The following is a 21,700-nucleotide window of genomic DNA, read 5'->3' as shown; positions in this document are numbered from 1 at the left end:
AACGGCCGGATCCGGCCCCACATCGCATCGGTGATCACTAATCGGACGGACACATCCGATCAACGGACCAATCCATCAAAGAGACACGCGCTAGGGGCGCTGCTTGGACCAGGCCGGGGGCGCGGGGGCCGGCGAGGTCCGAACGACGCCCCTAGGGCCGGACAGGCCCCAGGGCGTCCTTGCGCGCGATGACGCGGTGGGCGCGGGCGCCGGTGAGGACCGTGCAGCCCCGGGCCACGAGTTCGGCGTGCAGTCCGACGGGGTGGACGGGGAACAGGCGGCGCGGGTCGGCCACGTCGACGAGCAGGTGCCCGCCGGGCCTCAGCACGTCGAGCGCGGCCCGCAGCTCCGCGCGGGGGTTGGGCACGCGTTCCAGGTACTGGAAGAGGCTGACGACGTCGTAGCGCCCCCGCAGTCTGGCCGCGATGTGCCGGTCCGTCGGCCGCCCGACGAACGCCTCCTCCACCCGCTCCACGGCACGGGCCCGCAGCACGCGGTGGGTGGGGTCCAGGCCGTCGAACGAGGTGTACGGGAAGTACCTGCGGGCGGTCAGCGGGAAGTCGGCGTCCCCGGTGCCGACGTCGAGCCAGCTCTCGGGCTCGGGACAGCGGAGGGACATCGCGCGGGCGGCCAGACCGTGCCGCACCCGGACACCGGCCCGGACAAGGGGGCGCTCGGGGCCCGGCGTGAGCGGCGGGTTCCGGAAGACGTGCCGGCAGTCCGAGCACCGCTCGAGCGGCGACCGGTGTGGGACGCCCTGCCGCGGCCCGTCGCCGCGCAGCCGGGCACGCAGCCGCCGCGAACCGCACCAGGGGCAGTCCTGGCGGTACGGCCCGTACGAGGGGACGGGGGGCACCGCGGGGACGGGAGGCACCGAGGGGGCGGAGGGTCCGGACACGGGCGGCTCCCGACACGAGACGAGGCGTACGCGGGGACGTACGACATTCCAGGCAAAACGTTACGTAGGTGATCGCCTTACGGGGTGCAACGACGCAGCCCGGGCGTGCTGCCCACGGGCCTTCCTCCGCGTTCGACCGGGGCCGGTACTGTTCGGCGAATGAGCTCGCTGAATCTCGACGACTTCACCGACCTGATCGAGCGTCCCGACGGCGGGGTGCGCCGCGACGCGGAGGCGCGCCGGGAGCGTCAGGCCGTCCCGCCCGGATCGCTGGGCCGCCTGGACGACCTGGGCGAGTGGCTGGCGGCCGCGCAGTCCGCCGTACCGGTACGGCCCGTCGTGCGGCCCCGGGTGGTGCTCTTCGCCGGCGACCACAAGGTCGCCGAGCTGGGCGTCTCGGCGCGGCCCGCGGGCGGCGCCGGTGAACTGGTGCGCGAGGTGCTGGAGGGCGGGCGGCCGGTGTCGGTGCTCGCCGGGCGCCTGGACGTGCCCGTGCGCGTCGTCGACATGGCCCTGGACTGCGACCCGGAGGCGCTGCCGGCCGAGGTGGCGGGGCACCGGGTGCGGCGCGGCGGCGGACGCATCGACATCGAGGACGCGCTGACCCTCGAGGAGGCGGAGGCCGCCTTCCGGGCCGGGATGGCGGTGGCCGACGAGGAGGCCGACTCGGGCACGGACCTGGTGGTGCTGGGCGACGTGAGCGTGGGCGGTACGACGGCGGCGGGCGTCCTGGTCGCGGCGCTGTGCGGGACGGACGCGTCGGTCGTCACCGGCCGGGGCGGGCTGCCCATCGACGACCTGGCCTGGATGCGCAAGTGCGCGGCGATCCGGGACGCGTTGCGCCGCGCGCGGCCCGTCCTCGGCGACCAGTTGCGGCTCCTCGCCACGGTCGGTGGCGCGGACCTCGCGGCCATGACGGGGTTCCTGCTGCAGAGCGCGGTGCGGAAGATGCCGGTGATCCTGGACGGCGTCGTGACGGCCGCGTGCGCGCTGGTCGGGCAGCGGGTCGCCTTCCGGGCGCCGGACTGGTGGCTGGCCGCGCACGACAGCGGGGAGCCGGGGCAGGCCAAGGCGCTGGACCGGATGGCGCTTGAACCGCTGCTGTCGCAGGGCGTGAAGGTGGGCGAGGGGGCGGGTGGGCTGCTGGCCCTGCCCCTGGTGCAGGCGGCGGCGGCGTTGGCGGCGGAGCTGCCGGAGGTCTCCGACGGTGAGCCGGTGGCTGACGGCGAGTGAACTCGGTTCGGCGACCGGGGGCTTGACCAGGGGCTTGACCGGGGGCTTGGTTGCCCGGCGCGGGCGGTGCGTGGGTGCGGGGTGGGCCGCCGGCCCGGGGGTTTCCGGGCGCCCGGGTGGGTGCGGGCGCCGGAGGGGTTGCGCGGCCCGGCGTCGCGGGGTGCCGCTGCGCCCACCCGTGCCGCCCTGGGGGTACCCCCTCTGGGGAGGCACGACTGCCCGCTGCCAGGACGGCACGGCGGCTGCCCGTAGTCGGGGGTGGCTTGTTGGGGGTCAGTTCGGGTCCGGGCGGCCGCCGATCCAGTCCTGGAGGGTGCGGCGGGGGCCGGACCAGCGGCGGTCGTGGTGGTAGGCGCGGAGGTGGGCCTTCGCGCGGGCCCGGGGGCGGCGGGCGTAGAAACGGCGGGCCCAGGGGGAGCCGGGGCGGGCCAGGCGCACCGCGCCGATCAGGGCGATCACCGGCACGATGACCCCGAAGATCGCCAGCCGGGCCTTGCCCTTGGCCAGGGCGAGCAGGGAGAACAGGAAGTTGCCCGCGACCGTCGCGATGACGTTCGCGCGGTCCTGCAGCTCGTCCTGCGTCATCCCGTCCACCCCGAACGGCGTGAACCCGGCGAGCACCAGCCCGACCAGGGCCGCGGTGAGCACCACGACCTCCACGCTCTTGCGCCCCGCCTCGGTCCAGTAGACGTCGTCGAGGTGCAGGATCAGCGCGAACTCGTCCAGGACCAGCCCCGCCCCGATGCCGAAGACCACCGCCGCGAGGGCCGAACCGAACCCGTGGCGGCCCCCGGCGACGGCGCCGAAACCGCCGATGACGGTGAGCACGACGCCGGGGACGACGTGATGGATGTGCACCCCGCCCGCCTTGACGTTCCCGAAGGGTCCCTTGCCCGCCCGGATCAGACGGGTGACGACCCTGGTGATCACGAACGTCAGCACGAACGCCGTCAGCGCGAGGAGCAGTGGCAGCTTGCCCGGTTCCATGATGTTGCGCTGCCACCAATCTCCCATATGCATACTTTATGCCCACGGGCCGTCAACGCCCCGCCGACCGCCGGGTAGTCTGCGCCGGTGCTCAGGACCCCCTTCCCCGACGGCCTCCGTTTCGCCTTCGGCACACTCACCGTGCTCCCGGTCAAGGTGACCCGCTGGGACCGGGCCGCCGCGCGCGGCGGCATGCTCTGCGCGCCGCTGGCCGGGCTGGCCGTGGGCGTCGCCGCCGCCTGTGTCGGACTCGCGCTGCTCGCCCTGGGCGCGGGCAGCCTGCTCGCCGCGGTGGCCACGGCCGCCGTCCCCGCCGTCCTCACCCGCGGGCTGCACCTGGACGGACTGGCCGACACCGCCGACGGTCTGGGCAGCGGCAAACCCGCCGAGGACGCCCTGCGGATCATGAAGCAGTCGGACATCGGACCGTTCGGCGTCCTCACCCTCCTGTTCACGCTCCTCGCCCAGGTGGCCGCCCTCGCGCAGGCCTACGACGGTTCGTGGGCGCGGGGCGCGCTCGCCGCCGTGGTGTCGGCGACCGCCGCCCGGCTGGCGCTCACGGCGGCGGCCCGGGCGGGGGTGCCCGCCGCCCGCCCGGAGGGCCTGGGTGCGGCGGTCGCCGGGGTCGTCCCGGCCGGCGTCGCCGCCGCGGCGGCGACGGCAGTCGTCCTGGCGGCCTCGGCGGCGGGCGCGTGCTTCGGCCCGTACGACGCCGCGCGCACGGCGCTCGCCGTGGTGTGCGCGCTCGCCGTCGCCGAACTGCTGCTGCGGCACTGCGTGCGCCGCTTCGGCGGTGTCACGGGCGACGTCTTCGGCGGGGTGGCGGAGACTGCGGCGACGACCGCGCTGGTGGTCCTGGCCCTGGGCTGACCCGCACGGCGCGGGGCCCGCGGCCCCGGGCTCAGCAGGCCTCCCGCCACGCGTCCAGCTCGTACTTCTTCCGCATCGAACTGAGCCGCAGCTCACGGGAGTCGGCGCAGAAGCGGGCGGTCGGCAGCTCGTACTCGACGTGGAAGACGGCCTTGTCCGCGTCGACGAACGGCCGGTTGTCGGCGCACTCGCCGTACTGGGCGCACTGCTCGTTGACGGCGAAGTCGAAGTCGTCCACCAGGTCCGGGATCTGGTCCAGGTCGTTCTTCAGGCCGACGGCCATTCCTCGGTCGTGGGCGAGCTTCGCTATCAGCCGGTTGTAGCGGAGCTGGTCGTCACCGGTGAGCGGGAAGCCGGTCTCGTTCCGGTAGCCGTCCATGTTGTCCGGCTCGACCGCGTCGAAGCCCTTCTCACGGCACATGTCGAGGCGTTCGGCCATCAGCGGCTCCAGGACGTCCGTCGCGCGGATGTCCAGCCACCGCTCGCCCTCCCAGCCGTTGCCCTTGCCCAGCACCGCGGCCGGAAACGCGTCGGCGTCGGGCCGGAAGTCCTCCCAGGCACCGGTGGAGACGTAGCAGATGACCTTGCGTCCGTCCTCGTGCAGACGCGCGACCGTGGCCTCGTCGTGGTCGAAGCCGTCGATGTCGTAGACCGGTACGTCGACGGAGGTGTCGAGCCTGCCGCTGAGCTGCCACTGCCAGGCGGTGCCCGGCGTCGGCCGCCAGTGCCCGGTGGCCGCGCCGCCGTCACCGCCGTCCCCGTCGTCGCCCGGGGCCGACGTGCAGCCCGCGAGCAGCAGCAGGAGAAGGGCTGTCGACAGGACCGGGCGTCTCACGGGGGTGCTCCAGAGTGGGGTCGGGGTGGGCGGCGTACCCCGGGAATGATCTCCCATCCACGGCTCGGCGCGGAAACCGCTGACCCGGGGGAGCCGTCGCGGCCGGGGGCGAGCGTAGGCTCGTGCCGAGTGTTCGCCTGCCCAGGCGAGGACCGCATCGCAGGAGGGATCTAGGGTCGGATGTCGGGCCCGGTCGACCCACCCGCATTCGGCCACACCAGACTTCATACGGAAGCGAGATTTCACCACCGTGACTGCTCTCACTCTCTCCACCGCCGCGGCGCCCGGCCTCCGGGCCGACGCGATCGTGATCGGTGTCGCCAAGGGCGCGAACGGCCCGTCCGTCGCACCGGGCGCCGAGGCCGTGGACAAGGCGTACGACGGCCGGCTCGCCGGTGTCCTGGAGACCCTGGGTGCCTCCGGCGCCGAGGGCGAGGTGACGAAGCTGCCCGCTCCGTCCGGTTTCAAGGCGCCCGTCGTGGTGGCGGTGGGCCTCGGCGCCGAGCCGGAGAAGGACGCCGGCTTCGACGCGGAGACGCTGCGCAGGGCCGCCGGTGCGGCCGCCCGCGCCCTGGCCGGCGCCAAGAAGGCCGCCTTCGCCCTGCCGCTCGCCGAGGCCGCCGACGCCGGTTTCGTCGCCGAGGGCGTGCTGCTCGGCGCGTACTCCTTCGACGCGTACAAGGAGTCCGCGAAGGAGGCCAAGGGCGCCAAGGGCAACGGCAAGGCCCCGCTGGGGGAGGCCGCGCTGCTGGGCGGCAAGCCCCGCGACAAGGCGTACAAGGCGGCCCTCGATCGTGCCGCGGCCGTCGCCGAGGAGCTGAACCGCGCCCGCGACCTGGTCAACACCCCGCCGAACGACCTCGACCCGGAGGCCTTCGCGGCGGTGGCGCAGGCCGCGGCCAAGGAGCACGGCATCAAGGTGCAGGTGCTCGACGAGAAGGCGCTCACCAAGGGCGGCTACGGCGGCATCCTGGGCGTCGGCGCCGGTTCGGCGTCGGGTCCGCGGCTGGTGAAGCTGTCGTACACCTCGTCCAAGGCGAAGAAGTCCCTCGCCTTCGTCGGCAAGGGCATCACCTACGACTCGGGCGGCATCTCGCTGAAGCCGGCCGGGCACAACGAGACGATGAAGTGCGACATGGCCGGTGCCGCCGCCGTGTTCGCCGCGGTCGTCGCCGCCGCGCGGCTCGGCCTCGAGGTCAACGTGACCGGCTGGCTGGCGCTGGCCGAGAACATGCCGTCGGGTTCCGCGACGCGCCCGGGCGACGTGCTGCGCATGTACAGCGGCAAGACGGTGGAGGTGCTCAACACCGACGCCGAGGGCCGGCTCGTGCTCGCCGACGCGCTGTGGGCGGCCTCGCAGGACAAGCCGGACGCGATCATCGACGTGGCGACCCTGACCGGCGCGATGATGCTGGCGCTGGGCAGCCGGACGTACGGGATCATGGCGAACGACGACGCGTTCCGCTCCGCGGTGCACGAGGCGGCGGAGGAGTCGGGGGAACCGGCGTGGCCGATGCCGATGCCGGAGCACCTGCGCAAGGGCATCGACTCGCCGACCGCGGACATCGCGAACATGGGCGAGCGGATGGGCGGCGGTCTGGTGGCCGGTCTGTTCCTGCGGGAGTTCGTGGGCGAGGGCATCACCTGGGCGCACCTGGACATCGCGGGCCCGGCCTTCAACGAGGGCGGGCCGTTCGGGTACACGCCGAAGGGCGGTACGGGCACGGCGGTGCGCACGCTGGTGCGGGTTGCCGAGCTGGCGGCCGCGGGTGAGCTGGGCTAGGGGCGCCTAGAGAATCGGGGGTACGGGTGATTGCGCGGCTGCCGGCCCGTCGTGGCTTGTCGCGCAGTTCCCCGCGCCCCTTGGTTGGCTGCCCTGACGTCGGCCGAGGTGAACCGCGGGCCACGTCGGCCGAGGCGAACCGCGGGCCGTCGCGTCCACGCGGCGGAGCCGCAGATCCGGCACAGCCCCGCGCCCCTGGGGCGGCCGTCCTGACGTCGGCCGAGGTGAACCGCGGGCCGTCGCGCCCACGCGGCGGAGCCGCGGATCGGGGGCGTAGTCCGGTGTCCCTGGATGCGGGAGCCCGTCACAGTTCGGGTGGGGAGCCGGTCATAGTGTGGGGGACGAGCTTGAACGTGGGACGTCTCACACCCCGGCCCCACGTCTCGTTCGCCTCTCACAAGTGCGAAGATGGAGCCCGGCAGGACAGGGCCCACCCAAGGGCCGAGAACAATGAGCGGCCGGACACCAGCCGCCGACCGGTCACTGGAGACCGGCGTGGCGCACATGCATGGAGGACGTGACGTGGCGAACGACGCCAGCACCGTTTTCGACCTAGTGATCCTCGGCGGTGGCAGCGGTGGTTACGCCGCGGCACTGCGCGGGGCGCAGCTGGGCCTGGACGTCGCCCTGATCGAGAAGAACAAGCTTGGCGGCACCTGCCTGCACAACGGCTGCATCCCCACCAAGGCGCTGCTCCACGCGGGCGAGGTCGCCGACCAGTCCCGCGAGAGCGAGCAGTTCGGCGTCAAGACGTCCTTCGAGGGCGTCGACATGGCGGGCGTGCACAAGTACAAGGACGAGGTGATCGCCGGCCTGTACAAGGGCCTGCAGGGTCTGGTCGCCTCCCGCAAGATCACCTACATCGAGGGCGAGGGCCGGCTCTCCTCCCCCACCTCCGTCGATGTCAACGGTCAGCGCGTCCAGGGCCGCCACGTCCTGCTCGCGACCGGCTCCGTGCCGAAGACGCTGCCGGGCCTGGAGATCGACGGCAACCGGATCATCTCCTCGGACCACGCCCTCACGCTCGACCGCGTGCCGAAGTCCGCGATCGTGCTCGGCGGCGGCGTCATCGGCGTCGAGTTCGCCTCCGCCTGGAAGTCCTTCGGTTCCGAGGTCACGGTCATCGAGGGCCTCAAGCACCTCGTCCCGGTCGAGGACGAGAACAGCTCCAAGCTCCTGGAGCGCGCCTTCCGCAAGCGGGGCATCAAGTTCAACCTGGGCACCTTCTTCCAGAAGGCCGAGTACACCCAGGACGGCGTCAAGGTCACCCTCGCCGACGGCAAGGAGTTCGAGGCCGAGGTCCTGCTCGTCGCCATCGGCCGCGGCCCGGTCTCGCAGGGCCTGGGCTACGAGGAGAACGGCGTCGCCATGGACCGCGGCTTCGTCCTCGTGGACGAGTACATGCGGACCAACGTGCCGACGATCTCCGCCGTCGGTGACCTCGTTCCCACCCTCCAGCTCGCGCACGTCGGCTTCGCCGAGGGCATCCTGGTGGCGGAGCGGCTCGCCGGCCTGAAGACCGTCCCGGTCGACTACGACGGCGTGCCGCGGGTGACGTACTGCCACCCGGAGGTCGCCTCCGTCGGCCTCACGGAGGCCAGGGCCAAGGAGGTCTACGGCGCGGACAAGGTCGTCTCGATCAAGTTCCCGCTGGGCGGCAACGGCAAGAGCCGCATCCTGAAGACCGCGGGCGAGATCAAGCTCGTCCAGGTCAAGGACGGGGCCGTGGTCGGCGTCCACATGGTCGGCGACCGCATGGGCGAGCAGGTCGGCGAGGCGCAGCTGATCTACAACTGGGAGGCGCTGCCGGCCGAGGTGGCCCAGCTCATCCACGCCCACCCGACGCAGAACGAGGCGCTCGGCGAGGCCCACCTGGCGCTGGCCGGCAAGCCGCTCCACATGCACGACTGACCGCTTCGGTCTTCGGGCGCGACGACACAGACTTCCGCAATTTCGTAAGGAGCAACCGAAACCATGGCGGTTTCCGTAACCCTTCCGGCGCTCGGCGAGAGCGTCACCGAGGGCACCGTCACCCGTTGGCTGAAGGCCGAGGGTGAGCGCGTCGAGGCCGACGAGCCGTTGCTCGAGGTCTCGACCGACAAGGTCGACACCGAGATCCCGGCCCCCGCCTCGGGCGTGCTGTCCTCGATCAAGGTCGCCGAGGACGAGACCGTCGAGGTCGGTGCCGAGCTGGCGCTGATCGACGACGGCAGCGGCGCCCCGGCCGCCGAGGCCGCCCCGCAGGCCGAGCAGGTCGCCGAGCCGGCTCCCGAGCCCGCTCCGGCCGCCCCCTCCACCGAGCAGGCCGCCCCGGCGCCCGCTCCCACCGCCGACGCCGCCGCCGGTGGCTCCGCCGAGGGCACGGACGTCGTCCTGCCCGCGCTCGGCGAGTCCGTCACCGAGGGCACCGTCACCCGCTGGCTGAAGTCGGTCGGTGACAGCGTCGAGGAGGACGAGCCGCTGCTGGAGGTGTCGACGGACAAGGTCGACACCGAGATCCCGGCGCCCGCCTCCGGCACGCTGCTGGAGATCGTGGTCGGCGAGGACGAGACGGCCGAGGTCGGCGCCAAGCTCGCCGTCATCGGTGCGGCGGGTGCCGCACCGGCGGCCGCCCCGGCCGCCCCCGCGGCTCCGGCCCAGCCCGAGCCCACCCCGGCTCCGGCGGCTCCGGCCCCGGCTCCCGCGCAGGCCGCTCCGGCTCCGGCCGCCCCGGCCCCGCAGGCGCCGCCGGCCCCGGCCCCGCAGCCCGCCGCCCCGGCGCCCGCGCCGGCCCCGGCCGCCGCTCCGGCTGCCCCGGCCGCCGCCCAGCCGGTGGACGACGGCGCCTACGTCACCCCGCTGGTGCGCAAGCTCGCCGCCGAGAACGGCGTCGACCTGTCCACCGTCAAGGGCACCGGCGTCGGTGGCCGCATCCGCAAGCAGGACGTCGTCGCCGCCGCCGAGGCCGCCAAGGCCGCCCCGGCTCCGGCTGCCGCCGCCCCCGCCGCGTCCACCGCGAAGAAGGCCCCCGTCCTGGAGGCCTCCCCGCTGCGCGGCCAGACCGTCAAGATGCCGCGCATCCGCAAGGTCATCGGCGACAACATGGTCAAGGCGCTGCACGAGCAGGCCCAGCTGTCGTCGGTCGTCGAGGTCGACGTCACCCGTCTGATGAAGCTGCGCGCCCGCGCCAAGGACGCGTTCGCGGCGCGCGAGGGCGTCAAGCTCTCGCCGATGCCGTTCTTCGTCAAGGCCGCGGCCCAGGCGCTGAAGGCGCACGCGCCGGTCAACGCCAAGATCAACGAGGCCGAGGGGACCATCACCTACTTCGACACCGAGAACATCGGTATCGCGGTGGACTCCGAGAAGGGCCTGATGACCCCGGTCATCAAGAACGCCGGTGACCTGAACCTGGCCGGCATCGCCAAGGCGACCGCCGACCTGGCGGGCAAGGTGCGGGCCAGCAAGATCAGCCCGGACGAGCTGGCCGGTGCGACCTTCACCATCAGCAACACCGGTTCGCGCGGCGCGCTGTTCGACACGATCATCGTGCCGCCGGGCCAGGTCGCCATCCTCGGCATCGGTGCCACGGTCAAGCGTCCGGCCGTCATCGAGACGGAGGACGGCCCGGTCATCGGCGTCCGCGACATGACGTACCTGACCCTGTCCTACGACCACCGTCTGGTGGACGGCGCCGACGCCGCCCGCTACCTGACGGCGGTCAAGGCGATCCTGGAGGCGGGCGAGTTCGAGGTCGAGCTCGGCCTGTAGTCCCCGCCGACCTGCCTGAACGGTGCCCCCGCCCGGACCTTCCCGGGCGGGGGCACCGTCGTGTTCGGAGCCGGTGCATCACCGTGCCCCGGCCGGGGCACGCTGTGTAAGTCTCGTCTCACCTGCGTAAAAGCGCCCCCATGCGCCCTTCCCGCCCGTCGTGACGGCCGTATTGTTGCTCAACGTCAGCCGCCCCAGGGGTCCGGAGGGGACCCTCCCGAAGGAGCTCCCATGACCGCGCCCGTCGTCCACTCGCTGCGCGAACAGATCCGCGAGCACATCCTGGAAGGGATCATCAGCGGACGCTGGCAGCCGGGCGAGCGGATCGTGGAGCGCCGGATCGCGACCGAGCTGGAGGTCAGCCAGACGCCGGTGCGGGAGGCGCTGCGCGAGCTGGAGTCCCTGCGGCTGATCGAGTCGGCGCCGAACAAGGGCGTACGGGTGCGGAACCTGACCGCCGCCGACCTGGAGGAGAGCTACCCCGTCCGGGCCGGCCTGGAGGCGATCGCGGCGGAGCTGGCGGCGGCGCGGCTCGCCGAGGACTGCTCGGCCCTGGAACCGCACGTCGCCGCGCTGTACGAGGCGGACCGGGTCTCCGACGGCACGGGCCAGGTGCGGCACACGGTGGGTTTCCACCGGGAGCTGGTGCGGGCGGCGGGCAACTCGGTGCTGCTGCACACGTGGGAGGGGCTGGGGATCGAGGTGTTCACGGCGCTGTCGATACGGTGGCTGGGGACGGTGCAGCAGTCGTACGCGGAGGAGCACGAGGAACTGGTCGCGGCCTTCCGCCGCCGGGACCCGCGCATCCCGGAGATCGTCAAGTCCCACGTCCTCGGCTGCGCGCCGCGCCCGTAGTTCTTCCTCGCCCCCGCCGCCCCTTCCCGTCCCAACCCTGGGGGCTCCGCCCCCAGACCCCGTTCGCGCAGTTCCCCGCGCCCCTCACAGGGGCGCGGGGAACTGCGCGATCAGCCCCACACCACCCGCAGACGCCACTCGACCGAACCCCCCGAGCTCATCCGCGCCCACCCCCTCTCACCTGCACGAATCCCCGACGGAACCGTCACCCCGTGCCACCACTGGAGGCACCCCGTGCCGACTTTCTCGTGATCAAGAGGTTTTGCCTCTCAACCCTTTGATCGATCATCGATCAGGGAGTTACAGTCACGTTTGGACTCCCACCGGAGCCCAGCCCTGTCCTGCCAAAGACCTAGGGCACCCCCCGAACCCTTGCCGATGAGGGAACCCCCTTCGACTGAGGAAGGCGGCGACATGACGACCGACCCCAAAGCCATCCAGCCGAGCGAGCTCGACCAGCTCCCGGACCGCGACCCGGAGGAGACCGCCGAATGGCAGGCCTCCCTGGACGCCGTCACCCAGGCGGCCGGGCCGCACCGTGCCGCGTACCTGATGCGCCGCACGCTGGAGCGCGCCGAGGGCGCCGGCCTCGCGCTGCCGAAGCTCCTCGAGACGGACTACGTCAACACCATCCCCACCTCCGCCGAGCCCGCCGTGGACGGCGACGAGGCGCTGGAGCAGCGGATCACCGCCTGGAACCGCTGGAACGCGGCGGCCATGGTGACGCGCGGCAGCAAGTACGGCGTCGGCGGCCACATCGCCACCTTCGCCTCCGCCGCCTGGCTCTACGAGACCGGCTTCAACCACTTCTTCAAGGGCAAGGAGGGTGACGGCTCCGGCGACCAGCTCTACATCCAGGGCCACGCCTCCCCCGGCATCTACGCCCGCGCCTTCCTCGACGGCCGCCTGTCCGAGGAGCAGCTGGACAACTTCCGCCGCGAGGCCGGCGGCAACGGTCTGCCGTCCTACCCGCACCCGCGCCGGCTGCCCTGGCTGTGGGAGTTCCCCACCGTCTCGATGGGCCTCGGCCCGATCTCCGCGATCTACCAGGCGCGGTTCAACCGCTACCTGACCAGCCGCGGCATCAAGGACCTGACCAACTCCCACGTGTGGGCGTTCCTCGGCGACGGCGAGATGGACGAGCCGGAGTCCACCACCGCGCTCACCCTCGCCTCCCGCGAGGGCCTGGACAACCTGACCTTCGTCATCAACTGCAACCTGCAGCGTCTCGACGGTCCGGTCCGCGCCAACTTCAAGATCGTGCAGGAGCTGGAGGCCCAGTTCCGCGGCGCCGGCTGGAACGTCGTCAAGTCGCTGTGGGGCACCGCCTGGGACGAGCTGTTCCAGCTCGACACCACCGGCGCGCTCGTACGCCGGCTGCGCGAGGTACCGGACGCGCAGGTGCAGACGTACCAGACGCGCGACGCCGCCTACATCCGCGAGGACTTCTTCAACAAGGACCCGCAGCTCGCCGAGATGGCGAAGCTGCTGTCCGACGACAAGATCCTCGACTGCTTCCACTTCTCGCGCGGCGGTCACGAGTCCCGCAAGGTCTACGCCGCGTACAAGGCCGCGCTCGCCCACAAGGGCGCGCCGACCGTGATCCTGGCCCAGACGGTCAAGGGCCACACCCTCGGCACCGGCTTCGCGTCGAAGAACGCCAACCACCAGATGAAGAAGCTCTCGGTGGACGAGTTCAAGGACATGCGCGACCTGCTCGGCCTGCCGATCGCGGACAGCGCCTTCGTCGACGGCGTGGTCCCCTACGCCCACCCGGGCGCCGACTCCCCCGAGGTCCGCTACCTCCAGGAGCGCCGCGCCGCCCTCGGCGGTCCGGCCCCGGCCCGCCGCGTGCACCCGGTCGCGCCGCTGCCCGCGCCCGCCGACAAGGCGTTCGCCGCCTTCGACAAGGGCTCCGGCACGCAGAACGTGGCCACCACCATGGCCTTCGTCCGCCTGGTCAAGGACCTGGTCCGCGACAAGGAGACCGGCAAGCGCTGGGTGCCGATCGTCCCCGACGAGGCGCGCACCTTCGGCATGGAGAGCCTCTTCCCGTCGCTGGGGATCTACTCCCCCAAGGGCCAGACGTACGAGCCGGTCGACCGCGACCAGCTGATGTACTACAAGGAGGCCAAGAACGGCCAGATCCTCAACGAGGGGATCACCGAGGCCGGTTCGATGGCCGACTTCATCGCCGCTTCGACGTCGTACGCGACGCACGGCGAGGCGATGATCCCGTTCTACATCTTCTACTCGATGTTCGGCTGGCAGCGCACGGCCGACCAGATGTGGCAGCTCGGCGACCAGCTCGGCCGCGGCTTCCTGGTCGGCGCCACCGCCGGCCGCACCACCCTCACCGGCGAGGGCCTCCAGCACGCGGACGGCCACTCCCCGGCCATCGCGGCGACCAACCCGGCCGCGCTGTCGTACGACCCGGCGTTCGCGTACGAGATCGCGACGATCGTCAAGGACGGTCTGCGCCGCATGTACGGCGAGGCGGCCCCGGGCGAGGACCCGAACGTCTTCTACTACCTGACGGTCTACAACGAGCCGATGCCGCAGCCGGCCAAGCCGTCCGGCGTCGACGAGGGCATCGTCAAGGGCCTGTACCGCTTCAACACGGCGGAGACGGCGGGCCTGGCCCCGGCCGCCAACGCCCCGCGCATCCAGCTCCTCGGCTCCGGCACGGCGATCCACTGGACGCTCAAGGCGCAGCGGCTGCTCGCCGAGGAGTGGGGCGTGGCCGCCGACGTGTGGTCCGCGACCTCCTGGACGGAGCTGCGCCGGGACGCCATGGACGCCGACGAGGCGCTGCTGCGCGGCGAGGAGCGGGTGCCGTACGTCCGCCGGGCGCTCCAGGGCGCCGAGGGCCCGGTCCTCGCGGTCTCCGACTACATGCGCCAGGTCCCGGACCAGATCGCGCAGTGGGTCGAGCAGGACTGGTCCTCGCTGGGCGCCGACGGCTTCGGCCTGTCGGACACCCGTGACGCCGCCCGCCGCCACTTCGGGGTGGACGCCGAGTCCATCGTGGTCGCGGCCCTGGCCCAGCTCGCCAAGCGTGGCGAGGTCAAGGCGACGGCCGTGAAGGAGGCGCGCGAGCGCTACGGCCTGTAGAGGCCCGAGGTTCCACGGAAGGCTCCCGCTGCGGCGGGGGCCTTCCGCGTTCTCCTGCATCATGTGGGGATGCGCGCTGCCCGCCTGATCAAGATGGTGCTGCTCCTCCAGGCCCGTCCGGCCATGACCGCGGCCGAGCTGGCCCGGGAGCTGGAGGTGTCGGAGCGCACCGTGACGCGGGACGCGCAGGCGCTGTCGGAGGCGGGCGTGCCGGTGTACGCGGAGCGGGGACGGACCGGTGGCTACCGCCTCGTCGGCGGCTACCGCACCCGGCTGACCGGGCTGGCCCGGGGCGAGGCGGAGGCACTGTTCCTGTCCGGGGTCCCCGGGGCGCTGCGCGAGATGGGCCTGGAGGACGCGGCCTCGGTGGCCCGCCTGAAGGTGTCGGCGGCCCTGCTCCCCTCCCTGCGGGACGCCTCCCGCACGGCGGCCCAGCGGTTCCACCTGGACGCGCCGAACTGGTTCCGCGAGCCGGAGACGCCGGAGCTGCTGCCCGCGGTGGCGGACGCGGTCTGGGACGACCGGGGCGTCGCCGCGCGCTACCGGCGCGGGGAGGAGGAGGCCGTACGGGAGCTGGAGCCGTACGGGCTCGTGCTGAAGGCCGGGGTCTGGTACCTGTGCGCGCGGGTCGCCGGGGCGGGGGGCGACGGGTCCTTCCGGGTGTACCGCATCGACCGGTTCACCGCGGTGGAGGCGGGCGAGGAGCGCTTCGAGCGGGACGAGGACTTCGACCTGCCCGCGTTCTGGGCGGAGCGGGCGGAGCAGTTCGCGCGGTCGATCCTGCGGGCCGAGGTCGTGGTGCGGCTGTCGGAGCGGGGGGTGCGCGCGTTGCCGCACGCCGTGGACGCGCTGTCCGCGCGGGAGGCGCTGTCGGCCGCGGGGGCGCCGGACGCGGACGGCTGGGTGACGGTGACGCTGCCGGTGGAGTCGGAGGAGGTCGCGCACGAGCAGCTGCGCGGGCTCGGGCCGGAGGTGGAGGTGTTGGCGCCGGCGGCGCTGCGGGGGCGCTTCGCGCGGGATGCGGGGCGGTTGGCGGGGTTGTACGGGGGGTGAGCCCGCGGGTGCCTTGCTGGGCCGCCGTGGGTGCCTTGCTGGCTGGCGTGGGTGCGGGCGCGGGGTTTGGTGCGCGGCCCGGCGTTGCGGGGTGCCGCTGCGCCCACCCGTGCCGCCCCAGCGGCACGACTGCCCGCAGCGGCGGTGGCGGCTGCCCGCAGAGGCGGTGGCGGGTGCCGCATAACGATCCGTCGTACTCCGCGTGCGGCGTTCTCGTTCAGGGTCGATGCTGGAGCCGTGATGGACGAGACGGAGTTCTGGGAGCTGATCGACGCCGCCCGGCAGCGCGCCGACGGCGATCCCGAGGACCAGGCCGACCTGCTCGTGGAGCGGCTGCTCGGCATGGACCCGGACCTGGTGCTCGACTTCGCCCGCCACTTCGAGGCCCGCTACAACCGCGCCTGCGCCTGGGACCTGTGGGCCGCCGCGTGGGTGCTCCTCGGCGGGGCCAGTGACGACGCCTTCGACTTCTTCCGCTGCTGGCTGATCGGCCAGGGCCGTGAGGTGTACGAGGGCGCGGTGCACGATCCCGACGCGCTCGCCGAGCTGCTGGACGGCTTCGACGAGGAGCTGGACGGCGACGGCGAGGAGCTGGGCTACGCGGCCGACGAGGCCTACGAACAGCTCACCGGCACCGTCGCTCCCGACCTGGGCATCGCGCCCGCGCCCGCCGAGCCGCTGGGTACGCCGATCGACCTGGAGAACGACCGGGCCCTCGCCGAGCGCCTGCCCCGCCTGTGGGCGAGGTTCGGGCCCGGCTGAGACGCCCCGGACGGTCAGGCGCGGCCCTGGAGGCGGGCCGCCGTGTCCCTGATGTCGCCGAGGCGGGCGGTGAGGGCCGCGCCGGGGCAGCTGGTCGCGTAGCCGTCGTCGTGGCCCGCGACGGCGGGCAGGGTGGCGGTGGCGCCCGCGGCGAACCGGCTGAGGCCGTTGCTGGAGACCAGGACGGCCTTCCCGCGCGGGTCGGTGCCGCTCTCGCCGAGTTTCCAGGCGGCCACGGCGGCGATCGCGTCGGTCAGTTCGCCGGGGACGGGCACTCCGGCGGTGTAGGTGCCGAGGGCGGCGATCCCGGTGGTGCGGTGGTTGAAGCCCTGGGTGTGGGCGCCGGTGACGGGACGGTCGATGCCCCCGGCGCGGCCTTCGTAGACGGTGCCGCAGCGGTCGACGACGAAGTTGTAGCCGATGTCGTCCCAGTCCCGGGCGCCGGTCTGGCCCTGGTACACGCCGCGCAGGATGGCCGGTACGTCGGCGCAGTCGTAGCCGTTGGGCGTGTCCGTGTGGTGGACGAAGACGGCGACGACCTTGTCGTCGTAGCGGGGGGCGGGCTGGGCGCGGGCGGTGTCGCCCAGCCAGACCGACCGGGGCACGATGTCGGGCCGCGGCGCGGCGTACCGGTCGGTGGCGGCGGCCGGAGCCGCGGCCTGTGCGTCGGCCGCCCGTTCCACGCCGTTCGCGCACAGGAAGAGCGCGGCGACGGCGGCCAGCCCGGGCAGGGCGCCGAGCAGCGCCCGGGCCGCGGCGGGCATACGGGCGGCGCCGGGTATGCGGGAGGCACGGCGCTCCCGGGCCCGGCGCGGTCCTCGGAAGACTGGCATGGTCCTACTGTCCGGCGGATCCGCTCCGTCCGCGACGTGTGGTGTGCCACCCGGTGGAACCATCGTCCCGGTGCAAGGCGTTTCACGGTTGACCGCACACGTTCGCTCGCACGGATGACCGTTCTTCGGGCGACCGTGCGCCTCAGGCTGATCATCGGCCCGGTACGGCACGTACCGGAGGTCCCGGGGGTCCGGCAGAAAGGCGGTTCGCGTGGACCTGCTCGACATCGTGCTGGCGCTGGTGGTGCTGGCCTACGCGGCGTCCGGTTACCGGCGCGGGCTGGTGGCGGGCTGTGTGTCGCTGGCCGGCTTCGTGGGCGGCGCGGTGCTCGGCGTGTGGGTGCTGCCGTGGGTGATGGACCTGGTCGCGCGGGGCTCGACCGGGGCGACGGTGGTCGCGGTGGTCACGGTGCTGCTCCCGGCGATGGTGGGCCACGAGCTGGCGGGGCGTCTCGCGCTGCGCCTGCGCCGGGAACTGGACGCCGGTCCGCTCCGGGTGGCCGACGGGGTCGGCGGCGCCGTGGCGAACTCGGCGGCGGCGCTGATCGTGGCGTGGGTGGCGGCGAGCGTGCTCGCGGCCACCTCGTCCCCGCTGCTCACCTCGGCGATCCGGGACTCGACCGTGCTGGGCGCGGTGCAGCGGGTGATGCCGGACACCACCCCGGCGTGGTTCTCCCGGGCGACGTCCGCGCTGGCCGACGCCGGGTTCCCGCAGGTCTTCAACCCGTTCGAGAGCGAGTCGGCCGCCGAGGTCGCCGAGCCCTCGGGCGACAGCGTCACCCCCGCGGCGACCCGGGCGGCCAAGCTGAGCACGGTGAAGGTGGAGGGCGTCGCCGGCGCCCAGGGCCGGGAGGGCAGCGGCTTCGTGTACGCGCCCGAGCACGTGCTGACCAACGCCCACGTGGTGGCCGGCATCGACGACCCGAGTGTCCGGGTCGGCGGCGTGGGCCCCGCGTACGAGGCGCGGGTGGTGCTGTTCGACCCGGACAAGGACGTGGCCGTGCTGTACGTCCCCGATCTGAGGGCCCCGGTGCTGCGGTTCGACGAGGACGCCTCGCGCGGCGACGCGGCGGTGGTCGCGGGCTATCCCCAGGACGGTGCCCTGGACCTGCGGGCGGCGACGGTCGCGAACCGGATCCGCGCCACCGGCCAGAACATCTACAACGACGAGAACGTCACCCGGGAGATCTACTCGGTCCGTTCCACGGTCCGCCCCGGCAACTCGGGCGGACCGCTGCTGACCACCGACGGCCGGGTGTACGGCGTGGTGTTCGCCCGTTCCACCTCCGACGCCGAGACCGGCTACGTGCTGACGGCCGCCGAGGTGGCCCCGGAGGCACGCAGCGCCGCGGACGCCACGCGGGCGGTGGACACGGGCGAGCCCGTCACGTCGTGAGCGCGGCCTCGGCCGGGCCGGTCAGCATCTGTCCCATCAGCACGTCGTCGACGTACTGGCCGTCGAGGTGGAACTCCTCGGGCTGCACGCCCTCGACGACGAAGCCCTCGGACTCGTAGAGCTTCCGGGCGGCCGTGTTGTGGCCGAGGACGCGCAGGGTGATCCGGCGGAAGCCGCCCTGCCGGGCCTCCTCGACGGCGGCCCGGACCAGGGCCCGCCCCACGCCGTGGCCGCGGGCCGCGCCGGCGACGGCGAGGCCGCGGATCTGGCGGACGTGGGTGTTGGAGGCCAGCGGGGTGGGGAAGCCGAGCCGGACGTAACCGACGACGGCGCCGTCGAGTTCGGCGACCAGGTGGGCGTCGGGTCCGCAGGTGTCGCGGAAGAAGGGGTCGTCCGGTCCCGGCGGGGGCGAGACGGCGTGCAGGTAGGACCAGGTCCCGAGGTCGATCCGGCGCAGCGGTTCCTCGTCCTCGGGCCTGGCGTTGCGTATGTGCGGAGCTGGCATGACGGTCACTGTACGACGCGGTGACCGGGAGCGTTCCGTGGTTTTCCGCCGGCCACCCGGCAGGATGGGCCCATGAACGACGGACGCTTGGGCAGGGGACGTTCCCGCATCGCGGTGGCCGGCGCGTCCGGTCTCATCGGCAGCGCGCTGGCGCGGTCCCTGACCGCGGACGGGCACGAGGTGGTGCGCCTGGTGCGGCACGCGCCCGGGGGCGCGGACGAGGTCCGCTGGGACCCCGAGAACGGGCGGGTGGACGCGGCCGGGCTCGACGGCTGCGACGCCGTGGTCAACCTGGCCGGGGCCGGGGTGGGCGACCGCCGCTGGACCGAGGCGTACAAGACCCGTGTCCGCAGCAGCCGGGTGCACGGCACGACGGCGCTCGCGGAGGCCGTCGCCGCGATGGAGCGGCCGCCGCGCGTCTTCGTGAACGGCAGCGCGGTGGGCTACTACGGGGAGACCGGCGACCGGCCCGTGGACGAGGGCGCGCCCGCCGGGGAGGGCTTCCTGCCGGGTCTGTGCGTGGAGTGGGAGGCCGCGGCGGCCCCGGCCCGGGAGGCGGGCGTGCGGACGGTGTTCACGCGGACCGGTCTGGTCGTCGCGCGCGGGGGCGGCGCCTGGGGGCGGCTCTTCCCGCTGTTCCGGGCGGGACTCGGCGGGCGGCTGGGCGACGGGTCGCAGTACTGGTCCTTCGTCGCGCTGCACGACGAGGTGGCGGCGATCCGGCACCTCCTGGACCGCGACGACCTGTCCGGGCCGTTCAACCTGACCGCCCCGCAGCCGGTGACGAACCGTGAGGTCACGGTGGCCATGGGCCGGGTGCTGCACCGCCCGACGCCGTTCGCGGTGCCCGCGCCGGTGCTGCGGGCGGCGCTCGGCGAGATGGCGGGCGACGTCCTCGGCAGCGCCCGGGTCCTGCCGGCCCGCCTCCTGGAGTCGGGCTTCCGCTTCGCGTTCCCGGAGATCGACGGGGCGATCCGGGCGGCGCTGTAGCCGTCTCCCGCGTCACTCGCCCACCGGGTGCCCGCCGAGCACCGACCGACCGCGCGCCGACCACCTGGCGGCCAACCGACGCCCGCACCGCGACGACACCGCACCCGCACCCGCACCCGCACCCGCACCCGCACCCGCACCCGCACCATGACCGCACCTCGACCGAATCACCTCCGAGTCCCGACCGTTTGACGGCCGCATCGCACCCGTATGCGACCGCCGTGCGACCGTGTACCGCCTCCGTGCGACTCCCCATGACCGTTCCGGACCCTAACCTCGTGTCGAACTCGGGTATTCCTCAAGCCTGTTGGGGGCATGACGTCTCCAGCGGCCGCGCAACCTCGAGGAGGGGCACGTGCTTGAGCCCACGTACCAGGCGGACGTCGTCGTCGTGGGGGCCGGGGTCGCCGGACTCGCCGCGGCGGAACGGCTGACCAGCGCAGGAGTGACGACCACGGTCCTGGAGGCCGCCCATACGGTGGGCGGCCGGATGGCCACCGAGAAGGTCGACGGATTCCGGCTCGACAGAATCGGACAGCTGCTGTCCACGGCGTATCCCGAACTGCGCCGCACCCCCGGGCTCGACGGCCTCGCGCTGCTGCCCTTCGCCCCCGGGGTCCTGCTGCACAGCGAGGGCCGTCACCATCGCGCGGGCGCTCCACCGGGCGTACGGAGCGCACGGGGCGCACTCCACGCGGTGCGCGCCCTGGCGAGCGCCCCCCGCTCGATGCCCGCACCCCGGCGCACGGTGAGCGCGCCCGGCGCGTCCGGCAGGCCGGCCACTGCGTCCCGCACGCGGACCGGCGCTCCGCTCGGCACCGCCGTCGACCAGGCCCGGCTCGGTGCCGCGCTGGCCCGGCTCGCGCACACCCCGGCCGAACGGCTGCTGGCCCGGCCGGAGCTGCCCGCCGCCCGGGCGCTGGCGGCCCGCGGGCTGCCGGCCCGCACGATCGACGGCTTCCTGCGTCCGCTGCTCGCCGCCCTGCTGTACGACCCGGAACTCGCGACCTCCAGCCGGTGCGCGGACCTCGCGCTGCGTGCCTTCGCCGCCGGGCGCCTCGCGCTGCCGGAGGGCGGCGCGGAGGCCCTGCCGGAGCACATGGCGCGGTCGCTGCCGCCGGGCACCGTGCACACCGGGGTCCGCGTCACCTCGGTGGCGACCAACGCCGTGGCCACCGCGGAGCACGGCGTCATCCGGTGCCGGGCCGTGCTCGTGGCGACCGACGCCCGCGCGGCGGCCGAGCTGCTGCCGGGCCTCAGGGTGCCGGACTTCCACCCGGTGACGGTGGTCCACCACACCACCGACGAGCCGCCGGCGACCGGCGCGTCCCTGCTGCTCGACGCCGACCGCGGCGGTCCGGTCGCCCACACGGCGCAGATCAGCCGCGTGGACCCGTCCCGCGCGCCGGCCGGACGCACCCTGGTCTCGTCGACGGTGCTCGGCCCGCCCCCGCCCGACCTCGACACCGCCGTACGCATCCACCTGTCCCGCCTCTACGGCACCCCGACCACCCGCTGGGAGACCCTCGCCGTGCACCACACCCCGGAGGCGGTGCCCGCGATGCGCCCGCCGCACGACCCGCGCAGGCCGGTACGGCTGCTGGCGGGCCTGTACGTGTGCGGCGACCACCGCGACACCAGCACCGTCCAGGGCGCGCTGCACTCGGGCCACCGGGCCTCGGCGGCGGTCCTGGCCGACCTGGGGGCGGGCCGGCCGATGCACACGGCGGAGGCGGTGGGGGCGGCGCGGGCGGCTTAGCACCGTGCCGCCCGGAGCCGGGACCCCTTCCCTCCGGGTGGACCCGAGCACCACGACCGGGCAGTCCGAACCCCTCGGCC

Annotated in this window: 17 protein-coding genes; 12 read left to right on the top strand and 5 right to left on the bottom strand. The window is 73.8% G+C overall.

The genetic code is table 11. The features are described 5' to 3' along the window. Positions 1-151: 151 nt before the first annotated feature. A complete protein-coding gene (locus ACIQFU_RS18785; protein WP_402552795.1) occupies positions 152-898 on the bottom strand; it encodes a class I SAM-dependent methyltransferase in 747 nt (248 codons plus the stop codon). Positions 899-1,057: 159 nt separating this feature from the next. On the opposite strand from ACIQFU_RS18785, the gene cobT reads away from it, so the two are divergent. Beyond that, a complete protein-coding gene (gene cobT, locus ACIQFU_RS18780) occupies positions 1,058-2,131 on the top strand; it encodes a nicotinate-nucleotide--dimethylbenzimidazole phosphoribosyltransferase (protein WP_402552794.1) in 1,074 nt (357 codons plus the stop codon). Between the two features lie 273 nt (positions 2,132-2,404). On the opposite strand, the gene ACIQFU_RS18775 is transcribed toward cobT, so the two are convergent. Further along, positions 2,405-3,145 carry a hypothetical protein gene (locus ACIQFU_RS18775; protein ID WP_402552793.1) on the bottom strand — a complete coding sequence of 247 codons (741 nt, stop codon included), beginning with the start codon at positions 3,143-3,145 and terminating at the stop codon, positions 2,405-2,407. Positions 3,146-3,205: 60 nt separating this feature from the next. On the opposite strand from ACIQFU_RS18775, the gene ACIQFU_RS18770 reads away from it, so the two are divergent. Then, complete coding sequence (locus tag ACIQFU_RS18770) at positions 3,206-3,988, top strand: adenosylcobinamide-GDP ribazoletransferase (protein WP_402552791.1); 783 nt, start codon at positions 3,206-3,208, stop codon at positions 3,986-3,988. 31 nt (positions 3,989-4,019) lie between these two features. On the opposite strand, the gene ACIQFU_RS18765 is transcribed toward ACIQFU_RS18770, so the two are convergent. After that, on the bottom strand, positions 4,020-4,823 hold the full coding sequence (locus tag ACIQFU_RS18765) for an endo alpha-1,4 polygalactosaminidase (RefSeq protein WP_402552789.1): 804 nt from the start codon (positions 4,821-4,823) through the stop codon (positions 4,020-4,022). A 250-nt stretch (positions 4,824-5,073) separates the two neighbouring features. On the opposite strand from ACIQFU_RS18765, the gene ACIQFU_RS18760 reads away from it, so the two are divergent. The 7 genes from ACIQFU_RS18760 to ACIQFU_RS18730 all read left to right on the top strand — a co-directional run bounded on the left by ACIQFU_RS18760 (position 5,074) and on the right by ACIQFU_RS18730 (position 16,137). Next, positions 5,074-6,606: a leucyl aminopeptidase gene (locus tag ACIQFU_RS18760; protein ID WP_402552787.1), complete on the top strand. Its 1,533-nt coding sequence runs from the start codon at positions 5,074-5,076 to the stop codon at positions 6,604-6,606. 522 nt (positions 6,607-7,128) lie between these two features. After that, positions 7,129-8,517, top strand: a complete 1,389-nt coding sequence (gene lpdA, locus ACIQFU_RS18755) for a dihydrolipoyl dehydrogenase (RefSeq protein ID WP_402552785.1) — start codon at positions 7,129-7,131, stop codon at positions 8,515-8,517. Positions 8,518-8,580: 63 nt separating this feature from the next. Continuing rightward, positions 8,581-10,353, top strand: coding sequence for a 2-oxoglutarate dehydrogenase, E2 component, dihydrolipoamide succinyltransferase (gene sucB / locus ACIQFU_RS18750; RefSeq protein ID WP_402552783.1), 1,773 nt, complete (start codon positions 8,581-8,583; stop codon positions 10,351-10,353). Positions 10,354-10,584: 231 nt separating this feature from the next. After that, on the top strand, positions 10,585-11,208 hold the full coding sequence (locus ACIQFU_RS18745; protein WP_402552782.1) for a GntR family transcriptional regulator: 624 nt from the start codon (positions 10,585-10,587) through the stop codon (positions 11,206-11,208). A gap of 414 nt (positions 11,209-11,622) precedes the next feature. After that, a complete protein-coding gene (aceE, locus tag ACIQFU_RS18740) occupies positions 11,623-14,322 on the top strand; it encodes a pyruvate dehydrogenase (acetyl-transferring), homodimeric type (protein WP_402552780.1) in 2,700 nt (899 codons plus the stop codon). A gap of 69 nt (positions 14,323-14,391) precedes the next feature. Then, complete coding sequence (locus ACIQFU_RS18735; RefSeq protein ID WP_402552779.1) at positions 14,392-15,375, top strand: helix-turn-helix transcriptional regulator; 984 nt, start codon at positions 14,392-14,394, stop codon at positions 15,373-15,375. A 240-nt stretch (positions 15,376-15,615) separates the two neighbouring features. Further along, entirely contained in the window at positions 15,616-16,137 is a 522-nt protein-coding gene (locus ACIQFU_RS18730; protein ID WP_402552777.1) for a DUF4240 domain-containing protein, read from the top strand. A gap of 14 nt (positions 16,138-16,151) precedes the next feature. Here the strand turns inward: ACIQFU_RS18730 and ACIQFU_RS18725 are convergent, their stop codons facing one another. Beyond that, positions 16,152-17,033 (bottom strand): peptidoglycan recognition protein, encoded by an 882-nt coding sequence (locus ACIQFU_RS18725; RefSeq protein WP_402552775.1) that lies wholly within the window; start codon positions 17,031-17,033, stop codon positions 16,152-16,154. A gap of 148 nt (positions 17,034-17,181) precedes the next feature. Between ACIQFU_RS18725 and ACIQFU_RS18720 the strand changes: the two genes are divergently transcribed. Further along, entirely contained in the window at positions 17,182-18,366 is a 1,185-nt protein-coding gene (locus ACIQFU_RS18720; protein ID WP_402552774.1) for a MarP family serine protease, read from the top strand. On the opposite strand, the gene ACIQFU_RS18715 is transcribed toward ACIQFU_RS18720, so the two are convergent. Beyond that, complete coding sequence (locus ACIQFU_RS18715; RefSeq protein ID WP_402552773.1) at positions 18,356-18,871, bottom strand: GNAT family N-acetyltransferase; 516 nt, start codon at positions 18,869-18,871, stop codon at positions 18,356-18,358. The two genes, ACIQFU_RS18720 and ACIQFU_RS18715, sit on opposite strands and share 11 nt — an antisense overlap. Before the next feature lie 72 nt (positions 18,872-18,943). Here ACIQFU_RS18715 and ACIQFU_RS18710 point away from each other — a divergent pair, with 72 nt between their 5' ends. Together ACIQFU_RS18710 and ACIQFU_RS18705 are read left to right on the top strand one after the other, a co-directional pair. Then, a complete protein-coding gene (locus ACIQFU_RS18710) occupies positions 18,944-19,861 on the top strand; it encodes a TIGR01777 family oxidoreductase (RefSeq protein ID WP_402552771.1) in 918 nt (305 codons plus the stop codon). 355 nt (positions 19,862-20,216) lie between these two features. Beyond that, positions 20,217-21,620, top strand: a complete 1,404-nt coding sequence (locus ACIQFU_RS18705; protein WP_402552769.1) for an NAD(P)/FAD-dependent oxidoreductase — start codon at positions 20,217-20,219, stop codon at positions 21,618-21,620. Positions 21,621-21,700: the final 80 nt, after the last annotated feature.

This window comes from Streptomyces sp. NPDC093065 (genome assembly GCF_044754585.1).
Lineage (GTDB): Bacteria > Actinomycetota > Actinomycetes > Streptomycetales > Streptomycetaceae > Streptomyces.
The sequence above is the reverse complement of the archived record's forward strand: the minus strand, read 5'-3'. Positions and strand labels throughout refer to the sequence as shown.

Coding starts and splice junctions, on each gene's coding strand:
- cobT (WP_402552794.1), top strand. CDS start 1,058: ATGAGCTCGCTGAATCTCGACGACTTCACCGACCTGATCGAGCGTCCC.
- ACIQFU_RS18775 (WP_402552793.1), bottom strand. CDS start 3,145: ATGGGAGATTGGTGGCAGCGCAACATCATGGAACCGGGCAAGCTGCCA.
- sucB (WP_402552783.1), top strand. CDS start 8,581: ATGGCGGTTTCCGTAACCCTTCCGGCGCTCGGCGAGAGCGTCACCGAG.
- ACIQFU_RS18745 (WP_402552782.1), top strand. CDS start 10,585: ATGACCGCGCCCGTCGTCCACTCGCTGCGCGAACAGATCCGCGAGCAC.
- aceE (WP_402552780.1), top strand. CDS start 11,623: ATGACGACCGACCCCAAAGCCATCCAGCCGAGCGAGCTCGACCAGCTC.
- ACIQFU_RS18735 (WP_402552779.1), top strand. CDS start 14,392: ATGCGCGCTGCCCGCCTGATCAAGATGGTGCTGCTCCTCCAGGCCCGT.
- ACIQFU_RS18730 (WP_402552777.1), top strand. CDS start 15,616: ATGGACGAGACGGAGTTCTGGGAGCTGATCGACGCCGCCCGGCAGCGC.
- ACIQFU_RS18725 (WP_402552775.1), bottom strand. CDS start 17,033: ATGGTTCCACCGGGTGGCACACCACACGTCGCGGACGGAGCGGATCCG.
- ACIQFU_RS18715 (WP_402552773.1), bottom strand. CDS start 18,871: ATGCCAGCTCCGCACATACGCAACGCCAGGCCCGAGGACGAGGAACCG.
- ACIQFU_RS18710 (WP_402552771.1), top strand. CDS start 18,944: ATGAACGACGGACGCTTGGGCAGGGGACGTTCCCGCATCGCGGTGGCC.